The organism is Zongyangia hominis, assembly GCF_014385095.1.
GTDB lineage: Bacteria > Bacillota > Clostridia > Oscillospirales > Ruminococcaceae > Zongyangia > Zongyangia hominis.
The window spans coordinates 14,317-35,527 of record NZ_JACRTC010000010.1; the positions used below are offsets into that span (position 1 = coordinate 14,317).

At 57.0% G+C, this 21,211-nt stretch carries 19 protein-coding genes and 3 tRNA genes; 16 read left to right on the forward strand and 6 right to left on the reverse strand.

Annotation, left to right across the window (positions count from 1 at the left end):
- Positions 1-105 precede the first annotated feature (105 nt).
- The 3 genes from H8709_RS10950 (at position 106) to H8709_RS10960 (ending at position 1,537) form a co-directional block, all read left to right on the forward strand.
- Positions 106-182: transfer RNA gene (locus tag H8709_RS10950), tRNA-Pro, on the forward strand.
- A 43-nt stretch (positions 183-225) separates the two neighbouring features.
- Positions 226-735, forward strand: a complete 510-nt coding sequence (locus H8709_RS10955) for a hypothetical protein (protein WP_262398379.1) — start codon at positions 226-228, stop codon at positions 733-735.
- Positions 671-1,537, forward strand: a complete 867-nt coding sequence (locus tag H8709_RS10960) for a discoidin domain-containing protein (protein ID WP_262398380.1) — start codon at positions 671-673, stop codon at positions 1,535-1,537. The genes H8709_RS10955 and H8709_RS10960 overlap by 65 nt, the downstream gene beginning before the upstream one ends.
- Before the next feature lie 272 nt (positions 1,538-1,809).
- On the opposite strand, the gene H8709_RS10965 is transcribed toward H8709_RS10960, so the two are convergent.
- From H8709_RS10965 to H8709_RS10975, 3 genes are all read right to left on the reverse strand, one after another.
- Positions 1,810-2,667, reverse strand: coding sequence for a DUF6414 family protein (locus H8709_RS10965; RefSeq protein ID WP_262398381.1), 858 nt, complete (start codon positions 2,665-2,667; stop codon positions 1,810-1,812).
- Positions 2,668-2,791: 124 nt separating this feature from the next.
- A tRNA-Tyr gene (locus H8709_RS10970) sits at positions 2,792-2,877 on the reverse strand.
- Between the two features lie 12 nt (positions 2,878-2,889).
- Positions 2,890-2,965 (reverse strand) — tRNA-Thr (locus H8709_RS10975).
- A 245-nt stretch (positions 2,966-3,210) separates the two neighbouring features.
- Here H8709_RS10975 and H8709_RS10980 point away from each other — a divergent pair.
- The 5 genes from H8709_RS10980 to H8709_RS11000 all read left to right on the forward strand — a co-directional run bounded on the left by H8709_RS10980 (position 3,211) and on the right by H8709_RS11000 (position 6,955).
- Positions 3,211-3,744 (forward strand): QueT transporter family protein, encoded by a 534-nt coding sequence (locus tag H8709_RS10980; protein ID WP_262398382.1) that lies wholly within the window; start codon positions 3,211-3,213, stop codon positions 3,742-3,744.
- A gap of 325 nt (positions 3,745-4,069) precedes the next feature.
- On the forward strand, positions 4,070-4,669 hold the full coding sequence (locus tag H8709_RS10985) for a hypothetical protein (RefSeq protein WP_262398383.1): 600 nt from the start codon (positions 4,070-4,072) through the stop codon (positions 4,667-4,669).
- Between the two features lie 241 nt (positions 4,670-4,910).
- Positions 4,911-5,159 carry a hypothetical protein gene (locus H8709_RS10990; protein ID WP_262398384.1) on the forward strand — a complete coding sequence of 83 codons (249 nt, stop codon included), beginning with the start codon at positions 4,911-4,913 and terminating at the stop codon, positions 5,157-5,159.
- 3 nt (positions 5,160-5,162) lie between these two features.
- Positions 5,163-5,564 carry a hypothetical protein gene (locus tag H8709_RS10995; protein ID WP_262398385.1) on the forward strand — a complete coding sequence of 134 codons (402 nt, stop codon included), beginning with the start codon at positions 5,163-5,165 and terminating at the stop codon, positions 5,562-5,564.
- 1,262 nt (positions 5,565-6,826) lie between these two features.
- Positions 6,827-6,955 (forward strand): hypothetical protein, encoded by a 129-nt coding sequence (locus H8709_RS11000; RefSeq protein WP_262398386.1) that lies wholly within the window; start codon positions 6,827-6,829, stop codon positions 6,953-6,955.
- Positions 6,956-7,009: 54 nt separating this feature from the next.
- Here H8709_RS11000 and H8709_RS11005 read toward each other — a convergent pair whose 3' ends face one another.
- From H8709_RS11005 to H8709_RS11015, 3 genes are all read right to left on the reverse strand, one after another.
- Positions 7,010-7,207, reverse strand: coding sequence for a DUF6440 family protein (locus H8709_RS11005; protein ID WP_262398387.1), 198 nt, complete (start codon positions 7,205-7,207; stop codon positions 7,010-7,012).
- Positions 7,208-7,456: 249 nt separating this feature from the next.
- Positions 7,457-9,409 (reverse strand): glycoside hydrolase family 13 protein, encoded by a 1,953-nt coding sequence (locus tag H8709_RS11010; RefSeq protein ID WP_262398388.1) that lies wholly within the window; start codon positions 9,407-9,409, stop codon positions 7,457-7,459.
- Positions 9,410-9,732: 323 nt separating this feature from the next.
- Entirely contained in the window at positions 9,733-12,129 is a 2,397-nt protein-coding gene (locus tag H8709_RS11015; RefSeq protein WP_262398389.1) for a glycogen/starch/alpha-glucan phosphorylase, read from the reverse strand.
- A gap of 549 nt (positions 12,130-12,678) precedes the next feature.
- Between H8709_RS11015 and H8709_RS11020 the strand changes: the two genes are divergently transcribed.
- The 8 genes from H8709_RS11020 to mreD all read left to right on the forward strand — a co-directional run bounded on the left by H8709_RS11020 (position 12,679) and on the right by mreD (position 21,161).
- Positions 12,679-13,059, forward strand: coding sequence for a cell division protein ZapA (locus H8709_RS11020; protein WP_262398390.1), 381 nt, complete (start codon positions 12,679-12,681; stop codon positions 13,057-13,059).
- 481 nt (positions 13,060-13,540) lie between these two features.
- Positions 13,541-15,613, forward strand: coding sequence for a U32 family peptidase (locus tag H8709_RS11025; RefSeq protein WP_262398391.1), 2,073 nt, complete (start codon positions 13,541-13,543; stop codon positions 15,611-15,613).
- Positions 15,614-16,221: 608 nt separating this feature from the next.
- Entirely contained in the window at positions 16,222-16,662 is a 441-nt protein-coding gene (gene dut / locus H8709_RS11030; RefSeq protein ID WP_262398392.1) for a dUTP diphosphatase, read from the forward strand.
- Between the two features lie 28 nt (positions 16,663-16,690).
- Positions 16,691-16,960 carry a DUF4321 domain-containing protein gene (locus H8709_RS11035; protein WP_262398393.1) on the forward strand — a complete coding sequence of 90 codons (270 nt, stop codon included), beginning with the start codon at positions 16,691-16,693 and terminating at the stop codon, positions 16,958-16,960.
- A 450-nt stretch (positions 16,961-17,410) separates the two neighbouring features.
- Positions 17,411-18,001: a Maf family protein gene (locus H8709_RS11040; RefSeq protein ID WP_262398394.1), complete on the forward strand. Its 591-nt coding sequence runs from the start codon at positions 17,411-17,413 to the stop codon at positions 17,999-18,001.
- Between the two features lie 382 nt (positions 18,002-18,383).
- The gene (locus tag H8709_RS11045) at positions 18,384-19,403 is read left to right on the forward strand and encodes a rod shape-determining protein (protein ID WP_262398395.1); all 1,020 of its coding nucleotides are present in this window, start codon (positions 18,384-18,386) and stop codon (positions 19,401-19,403) included.
- Between the two features lie 144 nt (positions 19,404-19,547).
- Positions 19,548-20,540 (forward strand): rod shape-determining protein MreC, encoded by a 993-nt coding sequence (mreC, locus tag H8709_RS11050; protein ID WP_262398396.1) that lies wholly within the window; start codon positions 19,548-19,550, stop codon positions 20,538-20,540.
- Between the two features lie 96 nt (positions 20,541-20,636).
- Positions 20,637-21,161, forward strand: a complete 525-nt coding sequence (gene mreD / locus H8709_RS11055; protein ID WP_262398397.1) for a rod shape-determining protein MreD — start codon at positions 20,637-20,639, stop codon at positions 21,159-21,161.
- Positions 21,162-21,211: the final 50 nt, after the last annotated feature.

Genomic DNA, 21,211 nt, shown 5'->3' on the forward strand with positions numbered 1-21,211 from the left:
CTTTTGCACTATAAATAAAGAGATCCTGCGCTGTTTAGCTAGCATGTTCCGATATCGTTCATATGGGCGCGGGTGCGTACAACTTCTATTTCCCTGGTGCAACAACGAGGCGTAGCTCAGTTTGGTAGAGTGCTTGGTTTGGGACCAAGATGCCGCAGGTTCGAGTCCTGTCGCCTCGACCACCGTGCAAGGCCCGGAGTCGAAACGTGCTCCGGGCCTTTTCTTTTGCATAAATCCAAGGTTTATCAATTTTCATTATTGGTGGTCTCCCAGTTTAAATATGAGGGCGAAATAGGCTCCCTTTTAAAAAAACAATTTAAAAATTCCAAGAATTTGGGAAAATCGCGCGATATTTTTGGCTATAACCGCGAAATTTTATGGAAAAAATTTCTCTTTTGTGATATAGTGAAAATAATAGCCACGGATATTCTTCGCCAGCGGGAGCAAAGTATGGAAACGGGAAACCAGCGCATCATGTTTGATCACGCGGCGATCAAAGCCGCCTTTGGCCGGCAGAAAAAGGAGGATTATGATGAAAAGGAAGAGATGGTTGGGCGCTGTGAGCTTGTTCTGCACCTGTCTCGTACTGCTTTCCAGTTCCGCTTTCGCGGCATCCCAAGAGTTGCCCCTGTCCGTCACCCCGGATGGCAGCAGCTTTTCCAGCAATGCCATGGAGCCATCGGAAGGCTCCTACGATGCCCTGGTGGACAACAAACCGGACACCTTTTTCCATAGTGCGTGGTCTGTGTCAATACCGGTCCCTCATTATCTCATCGTGGATACGGGAAAGGTCCGTCAGATCACCGGCATTCGTTTTCTGCACAGAAATTCGACGATGCGGACGGCCGACATTGCGGACTACCGGCTTGAGGGCAGTGTGGATGGAAACACCTGGTTTTTGATCAAAGAGGGCAACCTTCCCAGAGAAGATAATCCAGCCATATGGCGGGAGATCTCGGTAGAAAAGGCGGCGCAGAGCGCCCGCTATGTCAAGCTGACGGTCTTGAAAAACCAGTCGGGAGGACCATTTTTTGTTCTGGCCGAGCTGCGGGTACTGACAGAGGAAGTTAAACCGGCGGAGAATGTGGGAGCGGATTGCGTCGATGATCGCAGGGCGCGTCTCTACTGGCAGGATCCTGTGATGATAGGTGTTGCCGGTGAGGCGGTAAAATATCACGTGATGCAGGGCGATACGGTCATCGGAACACTGATGCGTGCCCCCGGTGGTCTTTACGAATATATACTCAAGGGCTTGGCGCCGGACAAGGAATATACCTATGCGATCGTGGCGGAGGATGAAGACGGCAGATTGTCCGCGCCTGTAGAGGTATCCTTTAAAACTCCCAGCCGCACCGTGACAAATCCGCCGGTGATTGGTGGAGGCTCCTCCGCCCACTCCTCTTCGGCGTTGTCCGCACTGACCGGCTCCGCCGGGAAGGAGAACCCCCGCACCGGAGGAGCGACCCCGGCGGCATCGCTGCCTTTGCTCTTGGCGGCCTCCCTTGCGCTTGTGGCACTGGTGAAAAAACACAGATAGAAAAGAAACGAGACGGTTTAAACAGAGACCGTCTCGTTTTTTATATGAGAAATAAAGCAGACACGCTCTTGGGCCTGTCCATTTGGTGTTCGATAGAGTGGACCTGCCGGGCGTCATTGAAGTGAGAACAAAAAAGCCCGAACTGGGTTTAAAGTTCGGGCTCGCGCCGGGAGGACATATTGCTGCAAAAAAGAAAAACCTGCGGAGCGCGAATTGCTCACCGCAGGTGTGGAAAGGGCGAACGGTTTAGATGCCAACAAATTAATTGAAAATTACTGTTGATAAAGAGCAATAATTTCTAGTTGATATACTGGTTTGTTTTGAATAGATGTAACCGCAATTGCCTCAAAATCAAAAATATTTCCCTTTGCAATTTGTTGTACAGAATCAATAAGCTTTTGTTTTGCTGTGTTATCCTTAATTTTTGTGAATATGGTATTCTTCATTAATTCTGTGCCGCCCGGAAAAACGCGTTTTACTTGTGCTAAACATGTGAGTTCTGTACCGATTAAATCTGCTCTTACAGATTGATATAAGTTAGAATCCAAAATATTACCTATGATGGCATAATCATCTGTTTGGTATAAAATTTCTTCTCCATCAAAAAGCACTTGAATGTTCTTTAGGATATTATTTATACTGTTAGTGTTTTTCCCTATTCCTTTTACATCTACTCCGACTTTTTGCATGTTTTCTGATAGTTTTAATAAGTCTGCCATTTCTGAAAGTAATGATTTAATTGAATTTATAGATAAGACGACTGGAAGGCATACAAACTGTCCTGGAGCCGCTTCTCTTATATCATGTAAATATCCTTTATTAGCTAGGCATGAATTTACAATGCTGAGAACAGAGGTAACCGTCTGAATTTTCTTCTCTTTATTTTCATTTGTGTTATTATCTGTCTTGTCAATTTTTCCAGACATGTTTGTTCCAAAATTAAATAATTTAAATCCGTTAAAACTCGCCTCTAGTTTACCGCTTTTTATTCTTTCATTGCTAATGGCGGTAGTTATTTCTGAATACTCTGAATACCCTTCATTGAGAATTGCGTAAATGTCCAATAATCTGCCTTGATTTATATAATAAGGAAAGAAAAGCGCAACTTCTCCAGTATCTCCTTTAGACATTTATTGACCCCCTTTCAAACTTAAAAGTATTACTGTCTCAATCTCATAGCCCAGTTTAACAGAAATACAAAATCATAGTATCAAAGTAACAAATCCGACATGTCGAAACATGTCGGATTTTTATTGGTGGGAGAGGATGGATTCGAACCATCGAAGTCAGTAGACGACAGATTTACAGTCTGTTCCCTTTGGCCACTCGGGAACTCTCCCATGTTATGAAATTGGAGCTGGTGGACGGATTCGAACCCCCGACCTGCTGATTACAAATCAGCTGCTCTACCAGCTGAGCTACACCAGCGACTCATGAGTGCGAGTATTAGTTTACCATAAAGCACAAGGCGTGTCAACAGTTTTTTGCATCTCTTCGTCAAATTTTGCATGCCTTTTGCGGGGAAGGAAGACGGAGGAATTTCTGGAACCCCCCTTGCTTTTTTTGAGGAAATGGAGTATGATAGCCCTTGCGCAAAATTCGTCGGTTTGACGTTTCGCGCGGTCAGTCGCAACCTCCTGACCTTAAAGAAAACTACGAAAGGACAAATGAATATGACGAGCAAAAAAACGCGCGCTGTGGTGGAAGGCGCGCTGATTGCCGCGCTCTATGCGGCTCTCAGTATCGCGCTTGCCCCCATCAGCTTCGGCCAGGTGCAGGTCCGGGTATCGGAGGCCCTGACCCTGCTTCCCCTCTTTACTCCCAACGCCATTTGGGGCGTTACCATCGGCTGTGTGTTATCCAACACCATCGGCATGTTTATGGGCGTCAATATCCTGGGCTTTCTGGACATTATCTTTGGCAGCCTTGCCACCCTGCTGGCGGCGCTCATTACGAGAAAGCTCAAAAAGCCCGCGATCAAGGGACTCCCGATTCTGGCGCCGCTGCCGCCGGTGCTGCTCAATGCTGTTGTGGTGGGAGCGGAGCTTACCTTCGTGACCGTCAACCACTTTGACGCCAGGGTATTCCTTCTCAACGCCGCTTATGTGGGCCTTGGACAGCTGCTTGCCTGCTATGTGCTGGGCCTCATGTTAGTCTGGCTGCTCCAAAGGGGGAACCTGAGCGATAAACTCTTTTTTGCCAAGTAAAATTGAAAGGCGGGCCCAAGGAAGGGCCCGCCTTTTTCGCACCTACCGGCGGTGCTTTCGGCCGGCAGGACGCGACTTGGGCACTATGCAAGCCACCGCCGCGTCGCACGCGCTTCGGCTGCGCCGTGCCACAGCGCGATATGGGCCGCGGCAGGAAGCGATCTGGAACTGTTCAAATCACCGCCGCGTCGCACGCGCTACGGTTGCGTCGGAGTCACAGCGCGATATGGGAGCGGACACTGTCCGCCCGCAGGTGGTGGATTTTGGGACGATTTGTGTTATAATAATACCGAGTGCTAAAACCAGGACCGCCGAGGGCGGCGTGATGATAAAGGATGTGAATGTGATGCGTTTTTCCATCTCCCGAGCGGACCACCTGCCTGATCTGGACTCTATGCCGGTGATGAAGGTGCTCCGGTATCCGCTGGAGCCGGCCGACTTTAAACCCTTCGCCCAGGCGAGAATGTGCTACCTCACAGACAAGGGGCTGTATCTGATGATGTGGTCTTTTGAAGTGAACCCCATCTGCAATGGCAATGACAACGACAGCTTTCTGATCTTTAAACTCCGCATTGAGGGCGGGAAGGAAATCTGTGTCAAGGTCAATCAAAACGGCTTGTACAGTTTTACCGTGGACGGCGGTGTCCGCCAGGTCAGCGACATCGGGTGCAAAATGTTCACTGGCGAGGATTTGCAGGGGATTTATTGGGGCTGCGAGCTCTTTTTCACCAATTCTTTAATAAAATCCATCGATGGCGTCACCAATCTTCTTCCCGAGCATAGGATAGAAGGGAATATCTTCAAGACCTGTGAAGACCCAACGTTTCGTCATCACGGATGCCTGTTTTGTAGCGAAGAGCAGGCAAAAAGCTTTGATCCCAAGGCCCTGTCCAACTTGGGCCGGTTTGAGATCGTGGATTATTAAGAGGAAAGCGTTTGTCTAACAAGCGCGGACAGAGGAAATCGGCAGGGCCGGAATGTGAAAAACTCACATTCCGGCTTTTTTGTTTTCCATCCGCCCCATTTCCCCAGAAAAGGGAAGGAAAATACCAAAGATCAGGCATGCGAAAGAAAACGGACGCATATCATAGAATGGTTGTAGAATGGACCAGGATGCCCAAAATTCCGTCTGGAGACGGAAATGTTCTTGGAAAGGGGTGAGTTTGATGGACAACAATCAATTTAACGCTAAAAAGGTAGAGCAGCTGCTGGGAATGGCGTCGAAAAAGCTGGGCGTGTCCCCGAATGAGCTGAAAAACAGGCTGCAACAGGGAGACGTGCAGCACGCCGTACCCCAGGGCAAAGTGGATATGAACCAGTTTCAGAGCATTATCAAAGACCCGGAAAAGGTCAAACAGATTTTGAACACGCCTGCGGCCAAAAAACTGTTGGGTCAAATGACGGAGGAAAAATAACCAATGGATGATCTGATTGCCAACATCACCTCGATGCTGGGCTCCGAGGAAGGAATGAAAAATCTCAAGGAGATGGCAAGCGCGCTGGGACTGGATATGGACGGCGGGGCACAGGATGCCTCCGGTGGCGGGAACACGGCTACCCAGAGTCAGCCCCAGCAGCAGGGGGGCCAGCCCCCTGTGGGAGGCATCGGCGACATCGACATGAATATGATCATGGGCCTGCAAAAGGTGCTCTCCTCCCAGGGCGGCGACGACAAAAACGCGGCGCTTCTGCGCGCGCTCAAACCCCACCTTTCCGAAAAGCGGTCGGCACGAGTGGATAACGCAATCAAGATCATGAAGATGATTGACTTGCTGCCGCTTCTCAGAGAGAGCGGCTTGTTAGGAGGGCTGTTGGGATGACCCCTGTCAAAGAGAGCTACACACCGGCGGAAATGGAGCGGATGCAGCGGGAAGCCATCCAACAGATGCGCCAAATGCACAGCCGTTCCCGCCAGCAGGAGCCGTCCGCCGCCTCTGGACCGGGGGAGGGCGCTCCCCAGCCCGGAGCCGCCACTCCCTCCCACCAACCCACATCCCCCTCCGGGGGCCAGCCCTCCATGCAAAGAAGGGCGGGCGGACAGCAGCGGGGAAGCGCCCAGCAAGCGCCGACTAACCCCTCCGGCCGCAACGGGAACCCGTCCGGAACGGCACCCCATTCACCGCAGCAGAACCCATCGGGAATTTCTAGACAAGGCGCCGACCATCTGAGTCACAGCGGATCGCAGGGAAGCGGCTCCGGCCGCAGGAGCGCGGTCGGCGGAGCGCCTCCCACCACCGTAAGCGGCGATTCCGTTTTGGACCGTCCCAACCCGTCGACAGAGCGCAGCGCGGGGAACACCGGTGGGAGCCAAGGGAATGGCCCCCATTCCCGGAGCACCCCAACCACGCAGAGCGCCGGGGGAAGCCGGGAGAACCCCTCTTCCACCGGCCGCGAACAGCGCTCCGCGCCGGGAACTGCACCCAACGGAAACCGGAATCCATCCACCGGATCCCATGGCAATAGGCCGGGTTCTAACGCCACACGAAACGCCAGCGGCCCGAGCCGAAGCGGTGTGACCGGCGGCCAGGTAAATCCGGCTACCGGCGCTCCGCACCATGAGTCCCCGTCCCAACGGGAAGGGGAGGAGATACCACCTAGAAATTCAACAAATGGGAATTTAAATGGAAATAATACATATAGGAATAATACTAATAGAAATAATATTAGAAATAACAACAATACGTATTCTTTCCGTCCTATAAATCCCAACGGTTTTATGGGGGGGAGCGTCATGGGGCCGGGTGGCACACCGCGGGGACAGAGCCGTCCGGGCCAAGCGCCCCGGTCTAACGGCGTTCCCCGCACCGCCCCATCCTCCCAGCACAGCCAAGGGGAAGGGACGCAACGCCCGCGCCAAGAGCAGCGGCAGGAGCAGAGCAGCGCCGGCTTTGGCAGCGCGCCGCATACCCAAGGACACAGGCCGCCCCAGGGTCCGGGCCAGCAAGGGCCAGGCAGCGGGCGCCGCCCCAACCAGGGTTTCCAAGGGTTTGACCTGGGCAGCATCCTATCCTCCCTTGGACTGGGAGGGCAAGGGGCAGGGGAAACCGGCGGTGGTTCATCGGGCGGCGGTCTGCTAGACGGCTTGCTGGGGCCCGACGGGATCAACCTGTTTGAGAAAGACAGCTTACTGCTTTTGGGACTCGTTTATTTCCTCTACCGGGAGGGCGCGGACCTCAAGCTGCTGCTGGCGCTGGGATATATCCTGTTATAGCGATGAAAAAAGGGAGGAAACCCCGTGGGGTTTCCTCCCTTTTGCTTTTGCGAACTACCGCTCATTCTCACCATATACGTCCGAGATGACCGGCTTCCCCTCTTTGTCCAGCAAAGGCGCCAGTCCGCCGCCGGTTCCCACGCTGTAAAATAGGTAATTGACACCGGTTTCCCGGTCCACCATAATGCGCAGTTCCTCGCCAAAGGTGCTCTGTCGGAATTTGAGAATAAAACGGTGATCTTTTTTTCCCATGGCCTGTCCATCTCCTTTCTTATCCGAGGGGGAATTCCCCCGTTTCATTTGGTTTTTGGCCGGCCCGCTTCCGTTATACCGCATCCCTTGGGGTGTGCCCCCACTGGATGCAATGGCCCCCGGCATGTCTAGCGTTTCGGAGCCCTTAAGACATCAGCGGGATAAGGCCGGATGCCGGACCTTCCAATATACGGTTTTACCGGACAGCTCTTGGCCGCTGCTCGATGGAAAGCCGCCGAAGGCCGCTCTTTAGCGGCCGAAGCGTCCCGAAAGGCCCCGGGATCGCTTTTCCGGACGGACGGATTTTCCCTTTTGGCGGAATTCTCTGCGCAGCACCATGGGGGAGAGGGGCTCCACCACGCAGACCCCGTCTTGGACTTCATTGCCCAGGAGGACCTGGGCCCCGGCAAAGCGGGGCGGCAGGGGAATGCGCATCTGGTTGTCGCTGGGGTTGACGATGACGAGCAGTTCTCCCCGCTCTCCATGCCGTAGGAAGGAATAGACGAAGTTGTCGGCGATATAGGGGACATAGTCTCCCAAAATCATGTCCCGGCTCTCCTCCCGGATGCGGGCCAGGGTGCGGACAAATGTGAGCATGGCCGCCGGTTCTTGGTTCTCGTCCAAGCAGTTCCAGGCAAAACAGGCCCGGTTGAAGGGGTCCTTGTACCCCTGCATGGCGATTTCGTCGCCATAGTAGATGCAGGGGATGCCGGGCAGGAACATGATAATGGTGAAGGCTAGACGCAATAGCGCGATGCCTCGCTGGTATTGTTCATGGCTCAGGCAGTGGGTGGCCTGCCAATTCCGATCGTTTTGACGGACCGGGTCCCCGGCCAGCACCGTGATGGCCCGGGCGGTATCGTGGGTGGAGAGAGGATTCATCAGCACGTCGATCACCGGCCGGGGGTAGTTTTGCAGCAGGGTCAGGATGGTGTGGGAGAAGGTGTAACCGTCTTTATAGCGTAAGTAGTTGAGGACGGATTCCATCAGCGGATAGTTCATCACGCTGTCGAGCTGCCCGCCTAACAGATACCTTCTTCTCACGCCGTAGCTGATCTTATTGGAGGCGTCTTCCCAGACTTCCCCCAGCAGGAATTTTTCGTGGTCATAGCCCTTGAGGGTCTGATTCAGGCTGTCGAGGAAGCTGTCGGGCAGCTCGTCGGCCACATCCAGCCGAAAGCCTTTGATCCCGCAGTCCAGCCAGTGGCGCACCACGCCGTGCTCCCCGCAGATAAACTCCTTGTAGGAGGGGTTCTCCTCATTCACCTCGGGCAGGGTGTCAAAGCCCCACCAGCTCTTGTAACTGGAGGGGAACTGGGTGAAGTGAAACCACGAGCTGTAAGGGCTTTCCATGCTCTGATAGGCGCCCAAGGTGGGATAGCGGCCCTCCTTGTTAAAATAGAGGCTGTCGCTGCCCACATGGGAGAATACGCCGTCCAGGATAATGGAGATGCCGTATTGTTCCTTAGCCTCTTTGCACAGGATCCGCAAATCCTCCTCCGTGCCCAGCAACGGGTCCACTTTGAGATAATCAGCGGTATTGTAACGGTGGTTGGAGTGGGATTCAAAGATGGGGTTGAGGTAGAGTAGGGTCACGCCCAGGCTCTTGAGATAGGGGAGCTTTTCGCGGATGCCGTTTAAGTCCCCGCCGAAGTAGTCGTTGTTGCGCACGACCCCCTGGGCATCCGGCTGATAGTAGGGCTGTCCGCCCCAATCGTGGCGGAGGACCCGGTCTTGGGGCACATGCTCCTTGGGAGTGCCGCTACTGTAAAAGCGATCGGGGAAAATTTGGTACATAATGGCGCCCCGCAAATCTTTGGGGGTGTCGAAATTCTTGTCATAGACCGTCAGCTGCCACAAATCCCCGTCGGATAAGTTAAACTGAGCGGTAAAATCCACCTTTCGCTTGATGGGGATGACTTGGGCATCGGTGACCGCTTCAAAGAAATAGAACAGAAGGGCGGGGGTATCCTGTACGAAGGTACAGGTGAACACATTGTAGTCCATCTGCACCGATTCCAGCGCCATGGGCACCTGGATGGGTTCGTCGTACCGGTCTGCGTAGTAGACCACCAGCCGGGGGGAGAGCAAGGTGGCGCACTTGGCCAGATGCAGGTGAAACTGGACCGGTTCCCCGGCCTTCACCGCGCCAAAGGGCGCCTTATATTCGAGCAAAGTGCTGTCAAATAAACAGGGTTCCATGGGGCAACAGCCTCCTCATTGATATCACCGCCTGCCGGCGGGGGATGACGCGGCACCTACCGGTGCGGGATGACGCGCATTTGGTTTGCTCCGCAACATCGCCGCGACACCCGCGTTGCAGCCGCGTACGCGTCACAGCGCGATATGGGGGCGGCACCTACCGGCGGGGGATGACGCGCATTTGGTTTGCTTCGCGCCACCGCCGCGTCACTCGCGTTGCAGCCGCGTACGCGTCACAGCGCGACAACCTCCACCGGCAGGTGGAAAAGGGATGCCTCCCCGGGCAGGTGAAGCATCCCTCAATCATTGGATAAAAGCGGGCCTTAGACCAGGCCCCAGATGTCCCGGGCGTAGTCGTCCACCGAGCGGTCGGCGGAGAACATGCCGGCGTTTGCCACGTTAATGAGACTCATCCGCTGCCAGCCCAACGTATCACTGTAAAGCTGTTCCGCTTTGATCTGCGCCTGTTTGTAGGCCTCGAAGTCAGCCAGGACCATATATGGGTCGCTGGTGGCCAGAGAGGTGGCAATCTCCTCAAAGGTGTTGCCGTCAAAGCCCTTGTAAAGGGTATCAATGAGGCCCTTGATCTCCGGGTTTTTGTTATAGAGCTCCCGGGGATTGTAGTGGGGCTTGAGCTCCCGCACCTGTTCAGTCGACATGCCGAACCGGATGAAGTTTTCATCCCCCACGCTGTCGTAAATTTCCACATTGGCCCCGTCGTAGGTGCCCAGCGTCACCGCGCCCGCCAGCATCAGCTTCATGTTGCCGGTGCCGGATGCCTCCGTGCCGGCCAAAGAGATCTGCTCGCTGATTTCAGAGGCGGGAGCTAGCATTTCCGACATGGTGACATTGTAGTCCTCCAAATAGACCACCTTGATGCGGCCGCGGACGTCGGGGTCGTTGTCGATGTGACGGCCTAAGTCGCAGATAAAGCGGATGATCTGTTTGGCCATATAGTAGCCGGGAGCTGCCTTGGCGCCGAAGATAAAGGTCCGGGGCGTGAAGGGGGTGCCGGGGTTTTGCTTGAGCTTTTGATAGAGGGAGAGGATGTGCAGGGCGTTGAGATGCTGGCGCTTATATTCGTGGAGACGCTTAACCTGCACGTCGAAGATGGAATCCGGATTTAGGACGACGCCGGTGTGCTCTTTGAGATAATGGGCGAAGTTTTCCTTGTTTTCGCGTTTAATCTGGGCAAAACGCTGGAGGACGCTCTCGTCGTCGGCGTATTTTTTAAGCTTCTCCAGTTTGGACATGTGCTTAATAAAGCTGTCGCCGATGAGTTCGGAGATGAGGTTCGTCAACCCCGGGTTCGACTGATAGAGCCACCGCCGGGCCGCGATGCCGTTGGTGACGTTTTTAAACTTCTTGGGCTCGATCTCATAAAACTCGTGGAAGAGATCGTCCTTGAGGATGTCGGAATGGAGCTTGGAGACGCCGTTGACGCTGTGGCAGGCCCAGACGGCCAGATTGGCCATGCGCACCTCGTGGTTATAGATGATGGAGAGGCGATTGATCTGGTCCACGCTCTTGTGCCAGCGCTCGAAGAGATCCCGGGTGAAGCGGTTGTTGATCTCCACCACGATCTGATAGATGCGGGGCAGCAGGAGCTTGAAGAGGTCCTCGTTCCAGCGCTCCAGCGCCTCGTTCATGACGGTGTGGTTGGTGTAGGCGAAGGTGCGGGTCACGATGGCCCAGGCCTTATCCCAGCTGTAGCCGCAGTCGTCTAAGAGAATCCGCATCAGTTCCGGAATGGCCAGCACAGGATGGGTGTCGTTGATGTGGATGGCCACCTTCTCGCTTAAGTTTTCCAGGGTGCCGTAGGTCATCAGGTGGGAGTGGACAATGTCGCCGATGGAAGCGGCCACCAGGAAATACTGCTGGCGCAGACGGAGGTTTTTGCCTTCTAAGTGGTTGTCGTTGGGATAGAGCACCTTGCTGATGGCTTCGGCATAGGAGTTTTGTCCCAGGGCGCGGACATAGTCGCCCTTATTAAACATCTCCATGTCGATGCCGGGGGAGACGGCCTTCCACAGGCGCAGCCGGCTGACCCCCTTGGTGCGGTAGCCGGAGACATACATGTCGTAGGGCACGGCCTTGACGGAAGAGTAGCCCACATGGTTGATGTGGTGGTAGTTGTGATCCCAGAATTCCTGAATCTCGCCGCCGAAATGGACGTCCACCGCCCGGTCCAGCCGCTCGGCCAGCCAGACGTCGCCGCCGGGGAGCCAGTTGTCGGGCAGCTCGGTTTGCCAGCCGTCGATGATGCGCTGCTTGAAGATGCCGTATTCGTAGAGGATGGAGTGGCCGGTGGCCAGATACTCCTGGGTGGCCATGCCGTCCAGATAGCAGGCCGCCAGACGGCCGAGACCGCCGTTGCCCAGCCCCGCGTCGGGCTCGCACTCGTAGAGGTTTTCCAGTTTTACCCCAAAGGAGGCGAGGGCGGTCTTAAACTCATCCACTAACTCCAAGTTATAGATGTTGTTTTTGAGCGACCGGCCCATGAGAAATTCCATACATAGGTAATAGACCCGCTTTTGTCCATGGCTGGTCTTTTCGCTGGCGAATTTCTTCCGCTTTTCGCTGAGCACCTCCTGCAAAATCATGGCGCAAGCCTTGTAGAAAATTTTGTCCGGCGCTGTGGCGGGCGTCTCGTTGAATTCGCGATCAAGGATGGTAATCAGCTTGTTTTTGATGTCATCGCTGGTAAAAAGCTTGTTCAAATTGTATTCCTCCAGTTCCGCCGCCGAAAGCGGAGCCGGGTGCATCGCACCCTTGGAAATTGGACGCCGCACCAAAGCGGGCCCAGGGGCAGGGAGACTCAACTGTTTTCCGCGGTCCCAGTGACTGCGGGCGAAAACCAATCCCCGTCCCATCCTGCCAGCGCATAGCCAGGGGCACGCGCTGAAACCGCCGGGGCCTTCGGCAAATTCAGGCCCGGCTTTTGTTTTTCTCACCAATCGTAAAATTCAGTTACAAGGGGACTTATCATAATTATAGTACGGATTTGCCCTTGAATCAACCACCATGAGTAAAATTGTATTAATTTTAAGGATTATTTTTCGATGTTTTGTGTAAAACTGTCAAGAAATCCGTCGATTCCAACTAAAAAAATGTCATGTGCTGGAAGGTGTTGGAGCGGTGCGGCGAAATTTTACAAAGATAGCTTTTATCGGGGGGTAAAATATATTATAATGATAACATACAAGGGCGGAAAATATCCGCCGTCAATGGCGGGATCGCATCCCAGCGGACAATGGAGGCTTTTCACAATGGAGAGTGCAAACAAAGTAAAAATTCACGTGTGCGGCAGTGATTATGTCATTGCCACCCCGGAAAATGAGGAATACGTCAAGGAACTGGCTTACCAGATCGATAATCAGGCCCAGAGCATGATGGAATCCAACCCCAACATGTCCATCATGACCGCGCTTTTATTGTGCGCGCTGTCCTATTTGGACGACTGCAACAAGGCAAACGCCAACGCTGACAACATGCGCCAGCAGCTCAAGGATTATTTGGAGGACGCGGCCAAGGCCCGCATCGAGGTGGACGAGTCCCGGCGTGAGATCGACCGGTTGAGCCGGGAACTGATGCTCTTAAAGCGCCAGCTCAAGGCCCAGGACAAGCAGGCGGCGGACACCACCCACTGAGCGGCAAGCCGCCGTTGGAGGAGATCGCACTGTAGCCCGGTTTTCGCCTGAACACGGGTGACGCGGCAATGGCTTATGCCGGACCCAGGTCGCGTCATGCTGACCGCAGGGCGGCAAGGTGCCGCTCCCAAATCGCGCCGTGGATACGTTCGCGGCTGAAGCGCGGGTGGCGCGGCGGTGGCTTCTACAAAACCCAGACCGTGTCATGCCGACCGCAGGGCGGCAAGGTGCCGCTCCCAAATCGCGCCGTGGATACGTTCGCGGCTGAAGCGCGGGTGGCGCGGCGGTGGCTTCTACAAAACCCAGACCGTGTCATGCCGACCGCAGGGCGGCAAGGTGCCGCTCCCAAATCGCGCCGTGGATACGTTCGTAACAATAACGCGGGTGACGCGGCAGTGGATTGGACGAAACTCAGACCGTGTCATGCCGACCGCAGGTCCGCGTGATCCCCCACCGGCAGGTGGGGAAAAAGGAGAGTATTTTGCAAAAACCTGAAATTCTCGCGCCCGCCGGGGGGATGGAGTCGCTGGAAGCGGCCATTTACACCGGCGCGGACGCGGTCTATCTGGGCGCCGGGGACTTTAATGCCCGGAGAAACGCCCAAAACTTCGACGAACAGGCCCTGTGTGCGGCTGTGCGGCTGGCACACCGATACGGGGCTAAAATTTACATGACCGTCAACACCGCCGTGTTCGACGACGAGATGGACGCCCTACTCGCCACCCTTGCGCTTGGCTGTGGGGCGGGCGTAGACGAAATCATCGCCGCCGACCTGGGGGTGTATGCCCTTTTGCGCCGGTGCGCGCCCGGCATGAAGGTCAGCGCCTCCACCCAGATGAGCGTCCACAACCTGCCCGGCGTGCGGCTTTTGGAGGAGTTGGGCTACGACCGGGTGGTTCTCTCCCGGGAGCTGAGCCGGGAGGAGATTGAGCGCATCACTAGCCGGGCGGGCATCGAAATTGAGGTGTTCGTCCATGGGGCGCTGTGCATGTGCGTCTCGGGCCAGTGTTACCTATCCTCCCTCATCGGGGGCCGCAGTGGCAACCGGGGCCTGTGCGCCCAGCCCTGCCGCTTGGACACCCGCGTTCCTGATGGGGAGCCCTATGCCCTCTCCCTCAAGGACCTGTCCCTGGTGGAGCGGGCGGGGGAGCTGGCCGAGCTGGGGGTCAAGAGTCTCAAAATCGAGGGCCGGATGAAGCGGCCCGAATACGTGGCCGCCTCGGTGGGGGCCCTGCGCCAGATCCTCGACGAGGGGACGGCTTCCCCTTCGTCCCTGGAGGCCCTTCAGTCGGTCTTTTCCCGCAGCGGCTTTACATCCGGCTATTTTGACGCTCGCTTGGGTCCGGAAATGTTCGGCACCCGGCAGAAGGAGGACGTCACCGCCGCCGCCGGGGTGCTGGGAGCATTGCAAAAGGAATACGCCCACCCCACCCAGCGGATACCGGTGGGGATGGAGGTCACCGTGCGCCAAGGGGAACCGGTTTCCCTGCGGGCCTGGGACCAGGACCGACATGAGGCGGCGGTCCACGGGGACAACCCGGAGCTTGCCCAGCGCCGCCCTACCGACGAGGCCCTCTGCCGTCGGGCCATGGAAAAGACGGGGGGCACCCCCTTTTTCTTGGAGGAACTGACGCTTTTAACCGACGGGGTCAGCATGGCGCCGGTGTCCGAACTCAACCGCCTGCGCCGGGAGGCGCTGGACGCCCTGGGGGAGGAGCGGGGCCGGGTCTCGCCGGTACCGTTTACCCCCTGCGAAGTTTTGTCCGGCGCGCCTTACCGGCCCCGGAAGCCGCTTCGCTGGCGCGCCCGGTTCGACCGGGTGGAGCAGGCGCCCATGGATCAGCTGGACCTTTTTGAAGCGGTCATCCTGCCGGCAGGGGAGCTTTGCCGCCATTGGGAGGCGTTTCCCAGCGGGAAGCGGGATAAGCTCTGGGCGGAAGTGCCCCGGGCCGTTTTCTCCCGGGAGGAGGAAGTGGCCGATATCCTGCGGACGCTCAGGGAAAAGGGCTGCGCCCGGGCGGTGTGCGGCAATTTGGGGGCGGTACAGATGGCCCGGGACGCGGGACTTGCCGTGTCAGGGGACTTTGGCCTCAACATCGTCAACACCCCGGCCCTGGATGTGCTCGAAAATTTGGGGCTTTCCGACGTGACGCTGTCCTTTGAGCTCACCTTACAGCGGGCAAAGAGGTTGGAGGGAAATGTGCCCCGGGGTATGCTCTGCTACGGCTATCTGCCGCTGATGCTCACCCGCAACTGCGTACTCAAAAACCGTCTCGGCTGCCAAAAGTGCGGCCGGGCGTTTCACCCCCTCACCGACCGGACAGGCCGGGCCTTCCACGCCGCGTGTGAGGAGGAAAAAGAGAGCATGGTGCTCTATAACGCCTATCCTCTTTGGATGGCCGAGCGGATGGAGGAAATGGAGGGCATCGACTTCGCCACCTTCTATTTTACCCGGGAAAGCCGGGAGGAAGCGGCCCAGGTATTGGAAGACTACAAGGCCGGACGGGGCCGGGACAACATCACCCGGGGCCTCTATTACCGGAAGATACAATAGGCGGACAGTGTCCGCTCCCTCGTCGCGCTGAGATGCGTTCGCGACTGTAGCGCGAGTCACGCGGCAGTGATCTGAACGGGACCGAGGTCCGCGTCATCCCCCGCCGGCAGGCGGTAGGCGGACAGTGTCCGCTCCCTCGTCGCGCTGAGATGCGTTCGCGGTCGTAGCGCGAGTCACGCGGCAGTGGTTTGTATGGAATCCAGGTCCGCGACATCCCCCGCCGGCAGGCGGTAGGCGGACAATGTCCGCTCCCTCGTCGCGCTGAGATGTGTTCGCGACCGTAGCGCGAGTCACGCGGCAGCGGTTTAAACGGGACCGAGGTCCGCGTCATCCCCCGCCGGCAGGCGGTGGGCGGACAGTGTCCGCTCCCATATCGCGCTGAGATGCGTTCGCGGCCGTAGCGCGGGTAACGCGGCAGCGGTCTGAACGGGACCCAGGTGCGCGTCATCCTCCGCCGGCAGGCGGTGGGCGGACGGTGTCCGCTCCCATATCGCGCTGAGATGTGTTCGCGGCCGCAGCGCGAGTCACGCGGCAGTGGTTTGTATGGAATCCAGGTGCGCGTCATCCCCCGCCGGCAGGCGGAATAACGATAAAGGAGTTGGGCGATTATGCAGACACTTCGCATCAAGAAACTGGACGAGCGGGCGCGGATTCCCTTTCGCGCCACCTTGCGCAGTGCAGGCGTGGACCTCTACGCACTGTTGGAGGAGCCGGTAACCATCGGTTCCCATGAGATTTGCCAGATTCATACCGGCATCGCCTGTGAGATTCCGCTGGGCTTTGCCGGGTTCGTCTTTGCCCGGAGCAGTCTGGGTATCAAGCACGGCGTCACCCCGGCCAACTGCGTGGGCGTCATCGACAGCGATTACCGGGGCGAGATTCTCGTGGGGCTTATCAATCAGTTGGACACGGCGTTTACGGTCCAACCCGGCGACCGGATCGCCCAGCTCATCATCATGCCGGTCATGACCCCCGACATCGAAGAGGTGGAGGAGCTCACTCCCACAGCCCGGGGCACAGGAGGCTTTGGCTCCACCGGGAAAAATTAGACGAAAATACATCAAAGGAAGAAAAAGCATGAAGTGGAAGAAGAACCTGCTGCTCATTTTGTTTTTGGTGGGCGGTATCGTCATCGGCTCCCTGCTCGCCGCAGCCTGCAAGGATGTCCCCTTTTTGTCCTGGCTGGGATTTTCCCAGTCCATCGGCATCTCGTCCCAGGCCCCGCTGGTGGTGGACCTGAGCGTCTTTTCCCTGGCTTTCGGACTGTCCGCCAATATCACGGTCGCCCACATCCTCTGCCTCATTCTGTCCGTGTTCGGCTACAAAGCGGCGGCCAAGCGCTTCTAGGTCCCTACCGGGACGGGATGGCGCACGTTGGGGCTTTGCCTAAACCACCGCCGCGTCACCCGCGCGCCTGCCGGCGAGGATACCGCGGGCTAGGTCCCGTTCAGGCCACTGCCGCGTCCCTCGCGTTGCCGCCGCGAACGTATCACAGCGCGACGTGGGTGCGGCACCTTGCCGCCCGCGCGCCTGCCGGCGAGGATACCGCGGCCTGGGCCTTGTTTAGGCCACTGTCGCGTCGCCCGCGTTGCCGCCGGGAACGTATCACAGCGCGGCGTGGGAGCGGACACTGTCCGCCCGCGCGCCTGCCGGCGAGGATACCGCGGCCTAGGTCCCGTTCAGGCCACCGCCGCGTCACCCGCGCAGCCGCAAGGAACGAGCTCAAGCGCGATATGGGGGCGGCACCTTGCCGCCGCGATATGGGAGCGGCACCTTGCCGCAGAAGGGAGAAGCGTTATGCAGATGATTCTAGCATCCCAGTCGCCCAGGAGAAAGGAGCTCCTGGCGTTTTTGGGCCACCCCTTTTTGACAATGCCTGCCGACGCGGATGAGAGTATCCCCCAGGGAATGGGGCCGGAGGAGGCGGTGCGACTGCTTGCCCGCCGCAAGGCGAATTTGGTAGCCCAAAGCCATCCCGATGATCTCGTCATTGGCGCGGACACGGTGGTGGCCATCGACGGCCGCATCCTGGGAAAGCCGGAGTCCCCTCAGCAGGCGGCGGAAATGCTCGCTCTTCTTTCGGGGCGTATCCACAGCGTCTATACCGGCGTGTGCCTGCAAAAAAACGGGGAGCGCCGGGCCTTTTCCCAGCGCACCCGGGTGGCGTTTTATCCGCTGACCCAGGAGGAGATCGCATGGTATCTGGACACGGGGGAGCCTTTCGACAAAGCGGGCGCCTATGGCGTCCAGGGTTTTGGCTCGGTCTTCGTCAAGGGCATCGAGGGGGACTATTTTAATGTGATGGGCCTGCCCATCGCCCGGCTGTGCCGGGAAATCCAGGCGTTTTGTCCCGGCTGGAAGCTGGGGAATACAGCCGCACAAGCATAGGGCCCGCCAATGTAAAGAAAAGCCGTTTTGAAAACAATAGGAATAGCCATCCGGCTATTTCTATTTTTCTGTGACGAAAAAGGCGGAAATCCGGTCATCCTTGCTGGAATTTGGAGGCAAAGAAAAATATGAGTTGTAACAATCGACAAAATCGTATTTTTCGGCCAAAAAACGGGGATTATTAAGAAAATATTCATTGTGGTTTGGGGAATTTAAGGGTATAATATTTGGGATGTTATATGGTAAATGTACCACTACGCTCATTTTTCCTTGGAGAAGCGGGGGAAATGGTTTGCAGTGGCTTTTGTAAGGCAAGAATAAAAAGGAGAACGGCGCCGCCGACTCGGGCCGGTTCTTATCAAGTGAAAGGGGCAACTTGTACATGTTTTCTTTTTCCAAGGACATTGGTGTGGATTTGGGCACCGCCAATACCCTCATTTTTATGCGGGGTAAGGGAATTATTATGCGGGAGCCGTCCGTCGTAGCGGTGGATACCCGCAATGACACCGTCCGTTATGTGGGAAGCGAGGCCAAGGAAGTCATCGGCAGAACCCCCGGCTCCATCGTGGCGGTGCGTCCGCTCAAAGACGGCGTCATCGCCGACTTCGATATCACTTCTAGCATGCTGCAAATCTTCATCAAAAAGGTCTGCAACAATTCCGCCCTGGCCCGTCCCCGGGTCATCATCTGCATCCCCTCCGGCGTCACGGAGGTGGAGCGCCGGGCCGTCAAGGAGGCCACCCTTAAGGCGGGCGCCAAGCAGGTGGCTATCATTGAGGAGCCCATGGCGGCGGCCATCGGCGCAGGCCTGCCCGTGGCGGAGGCCACCGGCAACATGGTCGTGGACATCGGCGGCGGCACCAGCGAGGTGGCGGTCATCTCCCTGGGCGGCATCGTCGCGGCCCGGTCCGTCCGGGTGGGCGGCGACGAATTTGACCTGTCCATCATCAATTACGTGAAAAAGACATATAATCTTCTGATCGGTGAAAGAACCGCGGAGGACATTAAGATTAATATCGGTTCGGCCCACGAGTATGAGGGGGAGACCCCCATGGAGATCAAGGGCCGCAACCTGGTGGACGGCCTGCCCAAGAACATCATGATCACCCCGGCGGAGATCAGAGAAGCTTTGGCCGACCCGTTGGCATCCGTTCTCGACGCCATCCGCACCACCCTGGAAAAGACGCCCCCGGAGCTTTCCGCGGACATCATCGACCACGGCATCACCCTCACCGGCGGCGGCGCTTTGCTCAAAGGCCTGGACGTGCTGGTATCCAAAGAGACCGGCATGCCGGTGCATATCGCCGAGGACCCGCTGGACTGCGTGGCCAAGGGGACCGGCGTCGTGCTGGAGGGCCTGGATAAGTACAAAGAGGTGCTCTCCGACGACGGAAAATATTAATCGCCCATATGCCGGAGAAAACGGCAGCTGATAGGAATTTCGATCATGCAGGATTCATGGCCCCCGCGCTTTGGGGCGTGAAGACTGCATGAGTGCTTCCCGGGCCTTTGCGTCCGGACTCATGACGGGAAAGGAGGGCAACGCGTGCAAGACTTTATGAAGAGCTGGCGCTTTAAGGTGCTGGTGGGCGTGCTCATCGTCCTGATTGCCTTTATGATTCGCGGCGCCACCTCGCCCCAGGGACTGGCGGGCTTTACCTCCCAGCTCATGGGCGCCATTGCCGCTCCCTTCCAAAAGCTCTCCTCCGCCATCGCCGACGGAACCACCGGTTTTTTCTCCAAGTTTGTCCATGCTTCCTCCATTAAGAATGAAAACGAGGAACTCAAAGGACAGATCGACGAACTCAACCAAAAGCTGGTGGACTACGAGAAGATTAAGGCGGAAAATGAGCAGTACAAGCAGTTTTTGGAGATTAAAGAACTCAATCCCGACTATAAATTCGAGACGGCTTCGGTCATCGGGCGGGACCCCAACGACCGTTTCGGCTCCTTTACCATCGACAAGGGAAGTCTCCACGGCGTTTCCTTCGAAGACCCGGTCATCACCTCGTCGGGACTGGTGGGGCGGGTCTATGAGGTGGGGCTGACCTCCTCCAAAGTGATGACCATTCTCGACGTGTCCAGCAATGTCGGGGCCTATGATACCCAGACCCGGGACACCGGCATCGTCACGGGACACGCCTCCATCGCCGATAAGGGCCAGTGCCGGATGATCTACGTCGACCGGGAAAGCACCCTCAAGGTGGGAGATCTGATCACCACTTCCGGATCGGGCGGCACCTATCCCCAGGGGCTTGTCATCGGCACGGTCATCGACGTGCGCCCGGATGAGCATTCGGTATCCTTGGTAGCCACCATCCAGCCGGCGGCAGACATCCTCTCGGTCAAGGACGTGGTGGTAATCACCTCCTTCCTGGGACAAAAATCGGGCCAGCCGTCGGGGGATCAGGCGGCCACCCCGGACAATATCACCACCCCGGCGGACGGGGCGGGCACGTCGGGCGCGACGACGACGCCTGGGACCACGACGACGCCCGGTACGACCACCGCGCCCGGCACCACATCGCCGGCGGCCTGATGCTCTGACAAACGAACAGGGAAAGAAAGGCTTTTGGATGGAGCATCTAAAGGCCTTTTTTGAAAATATAGAAGCCAATGGGGAGGGAAAGGAAGTATGCAGCAAAAAAAGATTTACCACGTGCTGAAATGGGGCATCTATCTGCTGTTGGTCCTCTTTTGCTATGTGCTCCAAACGACCACCTCCCTCTTTGTGGTGTTCGGCGTCAAGCCCCTGCTGCTGGTGCCGCTGGTGGTGTGCATCGCCATGTTTGAGGGGGAGTTTTCCGGAGCCATCTTCGGGGCGCTGGCGGGGCTTTACTGCGACCTGGGCGCGGGCCAGCTTTTCGGTTCCAACGGACTGGTCCTCATGCTTTGTTGTTTTGCGGCGGGGCTTTTGGTCCACGTGCTGATGCGCCCCACCCTGACCACCTGCCTGATTTTGTCGGGCGGCACCCTGGTTGTACGGGGCTTCTTCGACTTTTTCTTTAACCTGGCCCTGTGGGACTACGACGGCATTTCCCGTATTCTGCTCACCAGCATCCTGCCGGTCATTTTGTATTCCCTCATCGTCACGCCGCTGTTCTATTACTTCATCCGAAAGCTGAGCAACCGCTTCGTCGAGCTGCTCGCCGTCGAATAGTCCGCCTACCGCCAGCTACCGCTGGGGGATATTGCGCCCGAAGTTTGATT